Annotated in this window: 9 protein-coding genes; 3 read left to right on the top strand and 6 right to left on the bottom strand. The window is 72.5% G+C overall.

The window, feature by feature from the left end:
• Nucleotides 1–4 precede the first annotated feature (4 nt).
• The 3 genes from P3T35_RS25460 to P3T35_RS25450 form a co-directional block, all read right to left on the bottom strand.
• Complete coding sequence (locus P3T35_RS25460; RefSeq protein ID WP_101382438.1) at nt 5–1,801, bottom strand: ATP-binding cassette domain-containing protein; 1,797 nt, start codon at nt 1,799–1,801, stop codon at nt 5–7.
• Nucleotides 1,802–1,971: 170 nt separating this feature from the next.
• The gene (locus P3T35_RS25455; RefSeq protein WP_101382437.1) at nt 1,972–2,715 is read right to left on the bottom strand and encodes an NUDIX domain-containing protein; all 744 of its coding nucleotides are present in this window, start codon (nt 2,713–2,715) and stop codon (nt 1,972–1,974) included.
• A gap of 161 nt (nt 2,716–2,876) precedes the next feature.
• A complete protein-coding gene (locus P3T35_RS25450) occupies nt 2,877–5,000 on the bottom strand; it encodes a glycogen debranching N-terminal domain-containing protein (RefSeq protein ID WP_280707853.1) in 2,124 nt (707 codons plus the stop codon).
• A gap of 486 nt (nt 5,001–5,486) precedes the next feature.
• Here P3T35_RS25450 and P3T35_RS25445 point away from each other — a divergent pair, with 486 nt between their 5' ends.
• Nucleotides 5,487–6,800 (top strand): alpha/beta fold hydrolase, encoded by a 1,314-nt coding sequence (locus tag P3T35_RS25445; protein WP_101382436.1) that lies wholly within the window; start codon nt 5,487–5,489, stop codon nt 6,798–6,800.
• Between the two features lie 568 nt (nt 6,801–7,368).
• Here P3T35_RS25445 and P3T35_RS25440 read toward each other — a convergent pair.
• Nucleotides 7,369–9,075 (bottom strand): DUF4192 domain-containing protein, encoded by a 1,707-nt coding sequence (locus P3T35_RS25440; protein WP_180356592.1) that lies wholly within the window; start codon nt 9,073–9,075, stop codon nt 7,369–7,371.
• Nucleotides 9,076–9,277: 202 nt separating this feature from the next.
• On the opposite strand from P3T35_RS25440, the gene P3T35_RS25435 reads away from it, so the two are divergent.
• Together P3T35_RS25435 and P3T35_RS25430 are read left to right on the top strand one after the other, a co-directional pair.
• Nucleotides 9,278–11,527, top strand: coding sequence for a DEAD/DEAH box helicase (locus P3T35_RS25435; protein WP_101382434.1), 2,250 nt, complete (start codon nt 9,278–9,280; stop codon nt 11,525–11,527).
• Between the two features lie 975 nt (nt 11,528–12,502).
• On the top strand, nt 12,503–13,147 hold the full coding sequence (locus P3T35_RS25430; RefSeq protein ID WP_280707852.1) for a hypothetical protein: 645 nt from the start codon (nt 12,503–12,505) through the stop codon (nt 13,145–13,147).
• Between the two features lie 199 nt (nt 13,148–13,346).
• On the opposite strand, the gene P3T35_RS25425 is transcribed toward P3T35_RS25430, so the two are convergent.
• Both P3T35_RS25425 and P3T35_RS25420 read right to left on the bottom strand, forming a co-directional pair.
• Complete coding sequence (locus P3T35_RS25425; RefSeq protein ID WP_280707851.1) at nt 13,347–13,814, bottom strand: hypothetical protein; 468 nt, start codon at nt 13,812–13,814, stop codon at nt 13,347–13,349.
• Nucleotides 13,815–14,266: 452 nt separating this feature from the next.
• On the bottom strand, nt 14,267–14,947 hold the full coding sequence (locus P3T35_RS25420; RefSeq protein WP_101382432.1) for a ribonuclease HII: 681 nt from the start codon (nt 14,945–14,947) through the stop codon (nt 14,267–14,269).
• Between the last annotated feature and the right edge of the window lie 84 nt (nt 14,948–15,031).

Genomic DNA, 15,031 nt, shown 5'->3' with positions numbered 1-15,031 from the left:
GCGATCACCCGTTCCAGTGGTCGGGCCCGGTCAGGGGCTGCGGATCGTGGCCGATGGCCAGGGGTTCGAGGTCGTGCACAGCCGGCATCGGCGACGGGCGGGGCGTAGCGGCCGGCTCGCCGTCGTCGGCGGGCACCGCGGCGGTGCGGGCGCCCGGGCTGGCGAGGGGGCCGGGGCTGCTGAAGGGGCCGCGGCTGGTGAGGGGGCTTGCGGCGCTGAGGGCGCTGGCGCCGGCGATCGGAGTGCCGTCGGCGAGGGTGCTGGTGGCGGTGGGCGGCTCGGCGACGGGGGCGGCGAGGTCGGCGCCGGGGGCCGCGCTAATCCAGGCCGGATAGGCGAGTGCCGACGTCTCGGAGAGCGAGGCGGGCAGGGTCTGGTGCAGTGCCTCGTGGGTGGCGAGAGGCGCCTCATAGGCGCCGGGCAATGCCTCGGGGGCGGCCAGAGGTGCCTCATAGCCGCCGGGCGGTGCCTCAGGGGCGGCGAGAGGTGCCTCGTGAGGCGGGGCGGGCAAAGAGGCGGCACCGTCGATCACGAGGGCGGGCTGCCGGAAAGCCGCTGCCGACGACGCCGCGGTGTCAAGCGCCCCGCAGGCGATATCGGGGGCGCCATCGGGGGCGGGCGGCTGGGGGATGACGGCTGCCAGCGCGCCACCCAAGGGCAGCGACTCGATGCTCGCCGCCTCGGCCGTCCGCGCTCCTGACGAGAACTCAGGTGAATCCGCAGCCGTATCCATGGCCGCCGACGACAGCGGGTCAAGGACCGGCGGTAGCTCGATCGTGGGCAACGCCTCCGCTGCACGGTCGGATGTCGGAGGGGGCAGCGGGGGCAGCGGGGGCAGGGCCGAACGTCCTCCCACGACGATCGCGGCCATCCGGCGCAGCTGGACCGTCGGGGCGGGTGCCAGCCGCTCCGGCATCGGACGGGCCGGACGCGGGGCCGGCTGCTCGGCCACCCGGTCGGCGAGCTCATGCAGCATGATGCCGTTGCGATAGGCGAGCTCGCCGATCTCGGTGCGCGCCAGGCCGCTGACTGCGAGGCCCGCACCGCCCTCCGACCGAACGTCTGCGCCCTGCTCGGTCAGCAGGTCGGCGAGCCTGGCCATCTGGGGTCCGCGGACCGCGACCTCTGGGTGCAGTCGGGTCCGGCGGAACTCGGAGACCGGCTGGTCGGCCACCTGCTGGCCGTCTGCCAGGGTCACCACGCGATCAGCCAGCTGCGCGGCCTCCTCCGGGCTGCGCGTGGTGAACAGCACCGATCCGCCGCCTGCCGGGACGGTCCGGATGAACGAATGCAGCCGCTCCGGCCCGTGTGCGGACAACCCCGCGGTCGGGTTGTCCAGCAGGAGCGATTTCGGCTCACCGAGCAGCGCAGCCGCGAAGCCGAGGCGCCGGGCCATCTCGACGGAGAAGGTGCGCAACCGCTGGTCTGCCGCACCTGCCAACCCGGCCTGCTCCAGCAGCTCGTCGGCCCGGCGCGGCGGCGCGCCGATCGCGGCGGCCAGCATCCGCAGATGACCGCGGGCCGTCCGGCCGGGGCTGCCCAGCCCCGGGTGGGCGGTCGGCAGCAGTACCCCGACCTCTCGCTCGGGGTGCCGCAGCCGGCGGTAGACACGACCGTCGAAGAGCGTCACACCAAGGCCGTTCTCCAACTGGAGCATCAGCCGCAGGGCAGTGGTCTTGCCGGCATCCTCGGGGCCGAGCAGGGCGGTCACGGAACCGGGTCTGACATCGAAGCCGAGATCGAAGACGGCCGGACGGCGGCCACGACGGTAGACCTTCGTGAGTCCACTGGCCTGGATCATCACTGGCTGCTCCCACGTGCTCTGCTGCCCTGGCGGCTCAGCCGCTCCGAATTCAGCACCCTAGGCTGCGCACCAGGGCTTTTCGGGCATTGTGCAGGCGAGGCAGGCCAGTTCGCGGCCTGTCTCACCCGATCAGGGGACGGCTGCGGCGGACCTCTGGTGATGCGGCGTCAGGAGTCGGGGCGAAGCATCGGCGGGTTGAGCAGGGTGGCGCCACCGGCCGCGAACAGCTGGGCCGGACGACCGCCCTGACGGGTCGTGGTACCGCCGGACGGGACCAGGAAGCCCGGCGTCCCGGTGACCTTGCGGTGGAAGTTGCGCGGATCGAGCGCCACGCCCCAGACCGCCTCATAGACCCGACGCAGCTCGCCGACCGTGAACTCCTCCGGGCAGAAGGCGGTGGCGAGCGCGGAGTACTCGATCTTCGAGCGGGCCCGCTCGACCCCGTCCGCGAGGATCAGCGCATGGTCGAAGGCGAGCGGTTCACGGTCTGCCTCGGCCGACCCGAGCAGCTCGCCGACGGGTGCCCATCGCGCACCTCGGGCATCACCACCGGGCTTGGGGGTGGGCAGGTTGGGGGCCAGCGCCAGATGAGCCACACTCACCACCCGCATCCGCGGGTCACGCTGGGGGTGTCCGTAGGTGGCGAGTTGCTCAAGGTGTGCGCCGACTGCAATCTGGCCGCCCGAGGCGTGTGCACGCAGGCCGGTCTCCTCGGCCAGCTCGCGGGAGGCTGCCTCTCCCAGGCCCTCGTCGGGGCGCACGAAGCCACCCGGCAGCGCCCAGTACCCCTGAAACGGGGGCTCGCCCCGCCGCACCAGCAGCGCGCAGAGTTCATGCTCGCGGACCGTCAGCACCACAAGATCGACCGTGACTGCGAACGGGGGAAAGGCCGACGGGTCATAGCGAGACATGAGGCCGATCATAGTCGTCTCTTTGACGATAAACACGAGGTCAACCAAAAGAAGTATCACTACGTGACTGGCGCGCTGCGCAGTGCATCTGGCGCCCATGGAGCTGGCAGGCCAGCTGACATGTGCCGGCACCGGGCCCGCTCACATCAGCCGACTGCCCGTCAGCCCTTGCCCAGTTGCAGCTCCGGGGAGGCCTCCTCTACCACAGCGACGCCGATCCGGCTGACCCGTACCGAGAACGGCTCTCCCGCCACCCGCAGGCCCGCTAGCTCCAACTCCCCCAGCGGAGCCGTACTGGCCGGCCGGACCAGCACGCGCCCGGCGGGCACGTCCGGGCGGACGCCGGCCAGCGCGAAGATCGCGTGCGCGGCTCCGGCGGCGGCGCCCGCAGCCGGTCGGCAGGCTGCCGGGTGCGGTGCCGGCGGGCAGTTGGGCAGCCGCTGCTCCCCCGCGTACATCTCCGGCAGCCGGCCGTCGAAGTGGGCTCCGGCCCCGAGCAGGCCTTCCAGCAACATCCCGGCCTCGCGCTCGAACCCCGCCTCGGCCAGCCCGGAGATCGCGAGTGCCGTCTCCAGCACCCGCACCGCGCCGCTGCGGTGGCCGAGCGGGTTGAACCGGGGCGACTTCGCCCCCAAGGTCCGCAAACCCCAGCCACAGTCGAGATCAGGCGTGACCAACCGGTGGGCCAGCAGCCGGGTCTGCTCGCGGTCGAGCAAGCCCGGCAGGGCGTCGCCCGTTGCGCCGAGTCCGAGGTCGAGCAGGTGCACCGAGGAACTGGTGACGGCGTTCACCAAGCGCCCGTCGGCCATCAGCGCCGCTGCGGGCCGACCACCGGAGAGGTCGTCCACCCAGAACTGCTGGTGGAAGCGCTCTCGCAGCTCCTCCGCCCACTCGCGCCAATAACCGGCACTGGGCCGCCCGAAGGCGTCCAGCAGCTCCGCACCGTGCAGTGCGGCGCGGTGGGCCTGGGCCTGTACCTCGCAGCGGGCAGCGGGCGGCCCGGCGGCCCGGTCATCGCCCAGTCGGCTCAGGTCCGCCACGAAACCGTCCACCAGCCCGGCCTCGGCGGTGGCCCGCAGCGCCGCCAACGCCCGCTCGGCCGCCGGCAGCAGCTCCGTCACCTCCGAGCCGGGCAGCCCCCAGCGCCAGGCCTCGGCAAGCACGGTGACGAAGAGCAGGGTCGCCTCGGTAGCCGTACAGGAAGGTGGCAGCTCGGGCCCCGCATGTCGCAGCGGCCCCGGGATGACCCCCTCACCCCGGCTGCCGGCCGGTTGCTGACGGCGTGCCAGGGCGCGCAGTGTCCCGCCGGCGAGCCTGATGCCGAGCGGCAGGGTGAGCCGGGCCGCCCAGAGCGCGTCGGCTGCGGCCAGGCCGAACCGCCACGGGGCGCCCGAGGCCGCGTAGAGGTCACTCGGCCGGTCGGCGTCGGCCAGCAGCAGGCTACTCAGCGCGTCCAGCGAGCGACTCACCTGCAACTCGGCCCGCGGGTCGTCACAGCGGACCTGCAGATCGGTCCAGGGGGCGGGGACTCCCGCGCCACGACCGATCGGCGGACGCACCTGAGAGGGTGCCTGCGGCTCCAACTCCACTCGCAGCTCGACCGACCATCGGGCCCCGGGCTGGACCTCCAAGTCCCAGCGCAGCACGCCGGCGCCCGCGAGTACGGCATGCGGCGACGGCCGGGCTATCACCGTGGCACTGTGCCCCCGGCCGATCCACCGCAGACCTGCGGACTGGACCTGCGCCGAGATGTCCGGCAGCCGGGCGCCCGCGCCGATCTCCGCGAGGTTGCCGAGATCGGTACCGAGAGCGATTTCCAGGGGGAGCCGCGCCGGGCGACTGCCGGCGTTGCGCACGGTGATGCTTTCGAGACCATCCGCATGCCGCAGGCGCTCCACGGTCAGTGCCGGGTCCGGATCGAGCTCACCGGGCACTCGAATCGCACCGAGAAAGCGGGCCTGGGATGCCGTGGTGAGCTCCCCCTGCAGGGGGAGCGGCTCGAGCCCGCCGAGCCGGACCTCCATCCGGTTCAGCTGGCGGATCCCAGAGCGGTAGAAGCCGTGCAGCCCGTCCCCGCGCAGCTGCCCGTCAGGACCGGAGGTGGCCATCGCCGGCGCACTGACACACAGCACATCGGCGTGGGCCGAGGTGGGCTGCCGACGGGCCTGGGACCCGTGGCGGCCGGTCCCGAGCGGTGCCGCCTCGAACCGCGGCGGCGTGACCGGGGGCGCACCGGCAACCGTCTCGGCCGGGTTCGCGGTCTGTGCTGGCCTGGGGGCCGTCACCGGGCACTCCTCCTGTCGGTGGGCAGCGCGGGCCCACGGGCCCCGCCTGTCCTGGCTGGTTTCGGTCGTACGCGGAGCGGGCCGCGCGCCTCCCAGCGGCGAGCCGGGAGCACGGTAGTCCGGCTCCGGCACCCCGGGCACGGCTTTCCCGCAGAGGCGGGACCACCATGAGTCTCGGACCCGATGGCGCCCCTCAGTGTGAACGCGGCGCACGGGCCGCAGGTCACGCCCCGCCGGTTGGCGGTTCGACTGCCGGCCGCCGCCGGATCCGCACCGCGCTCCCCCGCAGTCGCGGACCGATTCGGACGGACGGCGCCGCTGCTGCCCGGCGGGCGCCAGGATACGGTGCCGAGGGGGTACCGACCGCATCGGGAAGTGCCCGGGCCCGTGCCGGCCGACGCCCGCTGCCAGGAGCGGGTCGCCCGGCTCCGGCGCAGGTGGAACAGCGCGCACCCCAGCCGCGCCGAGCGCAGACGAAGGAGTCTCATGTCCGTCGTGATCCGACAGCCAGGCGTCGTCCTGACCGACCACCTCTTCCAGGTGCCGCTGGACCATGCGGCACCTCACGGAGAGCAGATCGAGGTCTACGCCCGTGAAGTCGTCGCGGCGGGCAAGGAGCGGGCAGAGCTGCCCTGGCTGCTCTTCCTGCAGGGCGGGCCGGGTGGCCGGGCTGCTCGACCGCTCGGGCGTGACAGCTGGCTGGACCGGGCCCTGGACGACTACCGCGTGCTGCTCCTGGACCAGCGCGGCACCGGGCGTTCGACCCCGGCGACCCGGCAGACCCTCCCGCTGCGCGGCGGTGCCGCCGAGCAGGCCGAGTACCTGTCGTTCTTCCGCGCCGACTCGATCGTCCGGGATGCTGAGCTGATCCGGCGCCAGCTCCTCGGCGAGCACGGCCAGTGGACTCTGCTCGGCCAGAGCTACGGCGGCTTCTGCACGCTGACCTACCTGTCCCTGGCGCCCGAGGGCGTTCGCGAGGCAATGGTGACCGGCGGCCTGGCCGGGCTGCGCAGCAGCGCGGCCGACGTGTACCGGGCCGCCTACCCGCGGGTGGCGCGGAAGAACACAGCGCACTACGCCCGTTACCCGCAGGACGTCGAGACGGTGCGGCGGGTCGTCGAGCACCTGGCCGACGCACCGGCACGGCTGCCCGACGGCGGTGACCTGACTGTGCCGGCCTTCCAGGCGCTCGGCCTGCTGCTCGGCTCCGGCAGCGGTTCCGACACGCTGCACTACCTCCTGGAGGACGCCTGGGTCCGCGGCAGCGCCGGGCTGGAGCTCTCGGACACCTTCCTGGCCGGGGTCCAGTCGCAGCTGTCCTTCGCCGGCGGCCCGCTCTACGCCGTGCTCCACGAGTCGATCTACGGGCAGCGCTCGGTCGATGGCGGACCGACGGCCTGGGCAGCCCACCAAGTGCGCGCGGAGTTCCCCGAGTTCGACGCACTCCAGGCACTGGCCGACGGCACCCCGGTGCGGTTCACCGGCGAGATGATCTACCCGTGGATGTTCGAGACCGATCCGGCGCTTCGTCCACTGCGCGAGGCGGCGCAGCTGCTGGCCGATCGCACGGACTGGCCCGATCTCTACTCGCCTGAGGCGCTGGCGGCCAATCAGGTGCCGGTGGTGGCGGCGGTCTACCACGACGACATGTACGTGGACACGGCCGACTCGCTGGCGACTGCCGACGCGGTGCGTGGTTTGCGGGCCTGGGTGACCAACGAGTGGGAGCACGACGGTCTGCGGGCCAGCGGCGGGCAGGTGCTGGACCGTTTGATCCGCATGGCGCGCGGGGACGCCTAGCGGTCGGCTCGAATACCGCCACGGCACTCGGTGAGCACGGCCGAGCTGCGGAAGGCGCCGCTGCGGTCGGGCTCGGCCGACCACTCCGAGCCCCGGCCGGCGTCTGACGACCACGCGCCCGTGACGGGGTCGGGCTGTCGACGCCGGCCGGCTGGGCCTACCGGCGGGGTGGGACGAACCAGCGGGGTGCGGCCCACCGGCAGGGTGAGGCAACGCACGGGCGGGGTGGGGCAAGGCAGGCGAACGGCCGGGCAACGTGCGGACTGTCGGCGGCTCGGGCGGGCGGCTGGGGCTCGCGGTCAGCTTGGCGCGAGCCCGGAAGCCCATCCTGGGGTGAGCCTTATGCGTGGTCGTCTCATCGGCGGACACGCCGGCGGCGAGGGCACCGCCCGGCCCAGGGGGCACGACTGCCGTAGCGGCCGTGGCGGTAGCGGCCCCGACAGCCACGGGCTCTGTGGCAGTGGGCTCCGCGCCGGGCGCGCCCTCGGTGTCGGCCGTGGAGGGCGGGCCGGGGGCGAGAAGGACGTCCGCGAGTGAGGGCTGTGAGTGGATTGCTCTGACCTGACGCTCAGCCATGTCCATTCATCTTCTTCCACTTTCGGCCGCCACCGGAGCACCCGGGCGTGCGGCGAGCGGTGCGGCGCGCAAGGCGGCGAAGGTGACCAGCAGCGCAGGACGGTCCGACCTGGCGAGCCGCCAGGGGCGGTCCGTCGCCCCGACGCGAGGTCGCCGCCGATTGCGGCGGCAAGTCACCACCGCGCCGCTGCTCGGGCAGCGCCCCCGGAGGCATGAGCGGCTTCCTCGGATCACCCTTGCCTGCGCCTGGCCCACCCGGCACGGCACCGGCGACGGGGTGCGACAAGGAGCGACCAGCGGCGGCAGCACCTCGAGCACCGAACTGCCGCGATCCATCGGACGGTTGGTTACTTGATTCAGGTGCCGGCGCCATGTCCGGGGTCGCGGCCCCTCCGGCACCAGGAGCCGACTTATGCCCCCGCTCACCTCCAGCCGTCGAGACCTCTCGGTCGACAGACTGCGCGTCCCGCAAATCGGGAGGCCCTTCAGCCCCACCTGCTCGCCGACCACCCGGGAGCCCACCCGACGAATCAACCGGGCCGCCAGGAGGAGAGTCTGATTCATCATCAGATAGGGATCCATCGACCCCCGCCTCGCCGGCTCGGCGGGCGCGCTCGCCGCGGACGATACCGAGCAGGCCCTCCGGGGCCAGGCCGGTGTTGAGGGATTCGTAGAGCAGAACCGCGAGCGTGTAGTCCGGGTCCAGCGCCAGCGCCATACCGAGGGCCACGCGGGCCGTTGCGGTGTCCCGGGCCAACCAGGATGTCCAGGCCAACAGGGTCAGCGGGACCTTGGCGTACTCGGCATACGGGGCGACACAGCGCCGGGCCAAGTATCGCCAGAGCCGCTGGGCGGCGGCCAGTTCCTCCGGCTCGGCGTATTCGGCGGCGCGATCCCGGGTGACCTTGTCCAACAAGCCGACGATCAGCCGAGCGCTGCGCTCCGGATCGAGCCGGGGACTGCCGGATCGGCACTCGGCCATGGCCTGCTCCAGCAGCTCCGCGGTGGCAGCGACCGTCCGCGCGGCCCCGAACGGCTCCACCGTCAACCGCTCACACGCCAGGGCGGTCTGGTGGGCCAGGGCAGCGCGCTGCACCTCGGCCTCCGACAGGCCGATCGGCGCGAGCGCGGCCGCGATGGCCCGGCGACTGCCGCGTGGGGCAAGGCCGGCATAGGTGGCGGCGGCGACCACGGCCCGGGGTTCCTGGCTGCTGTAGACCGGAGTGCCGCCGGGCGGGCAGCAGGCCGGATCGGCGCAGAGGAAGGACCACCAGCGGCCGCCGGAGATGCACAGCGACTCCTTGACCGGGATGTCGAGCTCGCGAAAGGCGCGCAGCAGGTGGTCGGCCAGCGGACGCAGCGAGGTCACGACCGCGGGGTTGTCCGGCTCGGGATCACGGCAGAGGTAGAGCAGGACCGCCTCCGGGCGGCGGTCGCGCTGCTCCGAAAGTTCGACCAGCAGCCGGGCAAAGTCGGTCGCGACGGCGGACCAGAGCTGCGGGTCCTCGGGGATGTCGAGCCGGATGGCACCGCCCTGCTGCAGCTGCGGGCCATGCAGGCCCACGGCGACCAGGCTGTCATCCGGATAGAAGCCGAGCAGGTAGGGGAGCATCGCGGCCATGTCGGCCGGGCCGCGCATCTGCAGCAGTTGGAACCCGGCGAGCCGGCCGGCGGGGGTGATGGAGTCATCGTGCGTCATGAGGGCAGAGTGCGACCATGCCGACCCAAGGTGGCGAGAACCCATGAAACCTGTGGATAACCCCCGACCTGTGGATAACTCTGTCAGCGAAATGCAGCACGGCTGCGCCGAACGAGTGAACTGCACCTCCCTAATCGGGAGTTATCCACAGCATCGAAACCTCATTCGTCGGTTGTCGGCCGGGCGGGGTTACATAGATGCCATGAACCAGCCGATCCCCACCCCAGTCCCGCACTCCGGCGACCTGGCGACCACCCCGGGTGTCACTGCCGAGGCCGCAGGCGCCGCCGCTGTCGGCACGGTCGACCGCCCGGCCGTCCGGGAGCGCGCCGAGGCGGTGCTGCGCGAGCTCGCCGGCCCGAAAGCGCGGCTGCGGGACGACCAGTGGCTGGCCATTGAGGCGCTGGTAGTCGACCACCGGCGGGCGCTGGTGGTGCAGCGGACCGGTTGGGGCAAGTCCGCTGTCTACTTCATCGCCACCGCTCTGCTGCGTGCCCGCGGCGCCGGCCCGACGGTGATCGTCTCCCCGCTGCTCGCCCTGATGCGCAATCAGGTCGAGTCGGCCGCTCGGGCGGGGATCCACGCGCGCACCATCAACTCGGCCAACCCCGAAGAGTGGGAGACGATCCAGGCCGAGGTGTCCGCCGGCGCGGTGGACATTCTGCTGGTCAGCCCGGAGCGGCTGAACAACCCCGACTTCCGCGACCACGTACTGCCCAAGCTGGCCGCATCCACCGGCCTGCTGGTGGTCGATGAAGCGCACTGCATCTCCGACTGGGGCCACGACTTCCGCCCCGACTATCGTCGACTGCGCACCATGCTCGCCGACCTCTCCCCCGGTGTCCCCGTGCTGGCGACCACCGCCACCGCCAACGCACGGGTCACCGAGGACGTCGCCGAGCAACTCGGTACCACAGGCACCGACGGCCGGGCACTGGTGCTGCGCGGCCCGCTGGACCGGGAGAGCCTCAGCCTGGCGGTTCTCCCGCTACCCGACCCAGCACACCGACTGGCCTGGCTCGCCGACCACCTCGACGAGCTGCCGGGTTCAGGGATCATCTACACCCTCACGGTGGCCGCTGCCGAGGAGGTGACCGAATTCCTGCGGGGCCGCGGTTACCCGGTCGCGTCCTACTCGGGTCGCACGGAGGACGCCGAGCGGCGCACCGCGGAGGCCGATCTGCTGGCCAACAGGGTCAAGGCCCTAGTGGCAACCTCCGCTCTCGGCATGGGTTTCGACAAACCCGATCTCGGCTTCGTGGTCCACCTCGGCTCCCCCGGCTCCCCGATCGCCTACTACCAGCAGGTGGGCCGAGCCGGCCGCGGCGTCGACCGAGCAGAGGTACTGCTGCTGCCCGGTCGAGAGGACGAAGCGATCTGGCGCTACTTCGCCTCTCTCGGCTTCCCCCCTGAGGAGCAGGTCCGCCGCACGCTCGACGCACTGGCCCAGGCCGACCGGCCGTTGTCGACGGCCGCGCTGGAGACCCGGGTGGACCTTCGCCGGGCCCGCCTGGAGACCATGCTCAAGGTCCTGGATGTGGACGGTGCGGTACGCCGGGTGCGCGGCGGCTGGCTGGCGACCGGAGAACCGTGGCTCTACGACGGCCCCCGGTATGCCAAGGTCGCCCAAGCCCGGGCCGACGAGCAACAGGCGATGCGCGAGTACGCGGCCGGGCAGCTGTGCCGGATGGAGTTCCTGCGTCGGCAACTGGACGACGAACTCGCCGCGCCGTGCGGGCGGTGCGATGTCTGCGCCGGACCACGGCACAGTGCAGCCGTCTCCGCCGAAGCGCTGGAGGCAGCCCGGGCGGCGCTGGGACGCCCGGGAGTCAGCTTCGAACCGCGCCGGCTCTGGCCGACCGGGATGGACGCCCTCGGGGTCGCGCTCAAGGGGAAGATCCCGGCCGATGAGCAGGCCCAGACCGGCCGCGCCCTGGGCCGTCTATCGGACATCGGCTGGGGCGGTCGGCTTCGAACCATCCTCGCGGAGCACGCACCGGACGTACCGGTCCCCACCGACGTCCTGGACGCCCTGGTCACGGTGTTGGCCGACTGGGCCCGCAGCCCGGGCGGTTGGGCAAGTGGCGACCCGGATACCGCCCGGCCGGTCGGGGTGGTGGCGATGGCCTCCGCCTCCCACCCAGAGCTGGTCTCGTCACTCGCCGGTCGGATCGCGGAGATCGGGCGGCTGCCACTGCTCGGGCGGGTCGAATACCGGCATGGCGAGCCGCCAACGGGTGCGCGCAGCAACAGTGCTCAGCGACTGAAATCGCTCTCCGGGGCACTGGTGGTCCCGGCGGAACTGGCCGCCGCGCTGAGCGAAGTCCAGGGTCCGGTACTGCTCGTGGACGATCTGGTCGACAGCGGTTGGACGGTCACGGTCGCTGCCCGACTGCTCCGCCAAGCCGGTGCCCAGGCCGTGCTACCGCTGGTCCTGGCGGTGCAGGCCTGAGCCGTCCCTGGTTGAGCGGCTCGCGGGGGCCGACGGCCTCCGCGAGCCGCGGCAGGGGTCGTTGGTCCGCTGCGCCTGAGGTCAGTACCCGGCGAGCCCGGGGCGAGGTGACCCGGTGCGCACCAGGCCGCGCGGCCCGCAGCGCCCAGAGCCCGACTGCCGGCCAAGCCCGGGACGCGGCGGTCCGGTGCCTCAGAGCCGCAGGGTCAGCCGCGCCCCGAGCTGAACGGCCAGGTGAACTCAGGGCCCGGTGATGCGGTGAACGGCCCAGGCCGCAGGGCCCGCAGCGCCCAGGGGCGGTGAGTCGGGCAAGCCCGGGACGCGGTACCCGGTGACCCCCGGGCCGCACGGCCCGCACCCGCCCAGGGGCGGAAATCCGGGCGAACCCGAGGCGGGCTGCCCCGGTGAGCATGGGCCACACGGCCCCGTTACAGGTGAGGCAAGCCCAAGGCAGGGTGACCTGGTGAGTTCTGGGCCACACGGCCCGCAGCGCCCAGGGGCGGAAAGTCGGGTGCGCCCGGGGTGTGGTGACCCGGCGGGCCCCGGGCCACACGGCCCGCAGTGGCCAGTGCGGGGAGGTCGGGCAAGCCCAAGGGCGGGTGACCTGGTGGGTGGCCCCGAGTCCGATGGTCCGCCGTGCCTGGGGGGCAGATGCGCTGGCGGGCCCCGGAGGCCAATGGTCCGGGGAGCTCAGGGACCAAACGGTCGGTGGACTCGGGGTCAGTCGGAGCTCGGCCGGCTCGAGTCATTTCGCAGGCGGCTGGGGTCAGGTGGTGACGACGTACCTGGAGGAAGTCTGTGCCATTTGGTGAATAAATCCGGCGAATCACCGGTTTTCGGGCGGCTTTTATCAGTTCATCGTTGCCGCCTGCTGCATCTGCCGCGAGAATTGCAGCGTACCCAGAAGTCGGTCCCCGGGACCTGAGTTCGGCGTACCCACGGGCCCGCGCGGTACGCGGGTCGGGAAGGAGGACCATGATCCACGGCCTTGACCGCGGTCAGCTTTCCTCCGCCACGAGTCGGAGCATCGGTCTGGAGAGCTGGGCCATTGCGGGGGTGCCGCTACTGCGCGCCCCGCGTGACCTGGTCACCGAGTTGCATCAGCGCCATCTGCCGCAGCCCGGGACCACCGTGATAGCCGTGCTGGATCGCGACCACCGAGTGGTCGCATCGGCCTCGGCCAGCGCTCGCCCACACGTGACGGACGGCTGGCAGCACCGGAACGTGCTGCTCACCCAGCTGCGCCAGATCACGCACCACGACCTCAGACTTCCCGCTCCGCGACGGACCGCCATACTGCTTCGCTGCCGTGACGGGCAAGCCGGTTGGTCCGAGCAGGACGGCGCCTGGATGTGGGCTCTGCGGGACGCCGCCACCCTGCATGGTCTGCGGTGCGGCGCCTACGTCACGCTGACGCCGGCTGGCTGGCACGTCTTCGGTGAGGGCCGATCTGGGCGTACCCCGCACGCGGGGTCCTGGACAGAGCGTCCGCTGCACACCGTCTCCGAACTGCCCCGTCGCGTCCCCGTGGCCGATCACCCTGGACGCCAAAGCCACCCCAAGCACGCAGCCCACCCCGGGCACCCAGCTCACCCCGGGCAGGAGCTCTCAAGCGCCTGACGGGGACTCTCCCCTGCCAGCGGCTGGCCCCGCTCGGAGTCCTGCGCCGAGCGAAGCCCGACGCCCGGTGCGCTGGCAACAGGCCGCTCGGCAGGCGAGGCCGTGCAGTACGCACGGCCTCGCAGCGGAACGCGGAACAAGGCGTCGGGCTCCGACAGTTCGTCTCGTCGGCGCCCGACACCCGGCATCCGGTGTCCCGTCAGGCCGGAACCGGTTGCCCCGCGAGCTCCGGGGTCTCGCTCAGCTGCGCGGTCGCACCGCAGACCACGAGCAACGAGCCCGCCGAGTTGCGCGCCTTCTCCACAGCGAGCACGGCACGCCCAGGGTCGGCCGCTGCGTTCAGCACCAGAACCACCACGTCGCGGCTGGCCGGACGGGTCAACTCCAGGTCGGCGTAGAAGACATCGGTGCCCTCGGCCAGCTGGGCCCAGTAGCGGTCCGCGCCGAAGGAGAGCTCGTGCTGCTGCCACGGGTGGGGCTCGTCGGCGGTCAGCACCAGGATGTCGCCGGGGTTGCGGCCCGACTCCAGCAGCAGGTCGACCGTCTCATCGGCGCGCTCCAACGCCGCTCCCGGCGCTGCGGGAACCAGCTGGACCACGGGCTTGGCGGCGGGTGCGGCATCCGGCCGCGTGCCCGGCTTGGGGATCCGCACTCGGGCCGCCGCCATCGGAGCAGCCGCCGCGCCCGTCGCTGACGCGCCCTTTGCGGCCGCACCCTCCGCCGGCGCGGCCTTCGCCGGACCGGGCGTGGGCACCGCATGACGCGGCGGGGCCGAACGCGGACCTGGGCGCGGCCCCGGACGCGGACCGGGCCGAGGTCCGGGAACCGGGGCGGCGGCGGAATGAGCCGCTTGCGCCGTCGGTCCGGCATCGGCGGCCGATGTGGCAGGGGACACCTGACCGGTGGCAGGCAAATTGAGGGCTTCTGCGTCCGACTCGCGGGGGAAGGGAACGCCGGGGCCCGGGATACTCTCGTGAATCTCCGGCTCCTCGGGGAAGACAGGCATACCCGGATATCTATCAAATGCCGGTCGGATGCGCACGGGCGCCCCACCCATTGGGCATCAAACCACCGACTCGATCAGCGGAACGTGCTGTCGCGGCCACTCTTGATGATCAGTCAGAAACTGAGCGTGAGCTGTTCGTCGCCGTCCGCTTCCCGAGTCCGCTTCAGATGGCTCCACTTCGGGAGCGCGTCCAGATAGGCCCAGGAGAGCCGGTGCAGATCGGTCGGCCCGAATTCCTCCAGCGCCGCGCGATGCACCGGTGAGGGATATCCGGCATTGTCCTCAAAGCCGTAAGCCGGGTACTGCGGTGCCAATTCGGCCATCAGCGCGTCCCGGTGCACCTTGGCCAGCACCGAGGCGGCGGCGACGCAGACGCAGCTCTGGTCGCCCTTGATCACGGTACGCACCCGCCAAGGACCGCCGAGGTAGTTGTGCTTGCCGTCGAGGATCACCGCGTCCGGCTCGATCGGCAGTGCCTCCAGTGCCCGGACCGCGGCGAGCCGCAGCGCCGCCGTCATGCCGAGTTCGTCGCACTCCAGCGCCGAAGCCTGCCCGATCGCGGAGGCGGTGACCCATGTCGCCAGTACGGGGGCGAGTTGCTCCCGCCGGCGCGGGGTGAGCAGCTTGGAGTCGGTCAGGCCCTCCGGCGGCTTACGCATCCCGGTCACCGCCGCGCCCACCGTCACCGGCCCGGCCCAGGCCCCGCGCCCGACCTCGTCCAGCCCCACCACCACGCGTGCGCCGGTCCGGCGCAGCGAGCGCTCCACGCTGTGGGTCGGCGGCTCAAAGGGCATGGCGGCGGGTCCTTTTCAGGTATCGCGGGTGGTCGGCGGGCGCAGAGCCGGCACCCAACCCCGCGCCCTCCACCTTACGACCAC

Source organism: Kitasatospora sp. GP30 (assembly GCF_029892145.1).
Lineage (GTDB): Bacteria > Actinomycetota > Actinomycetes > Streptomycetales > Streptomycetaceae > Kitasatospora > Kitasatospora acidiphila.
The sequence above is the reverse complement of the archived record's forward strand: the minus strand, read 5'-3'. Positions and strand labels throughout refer to the sequence as shown.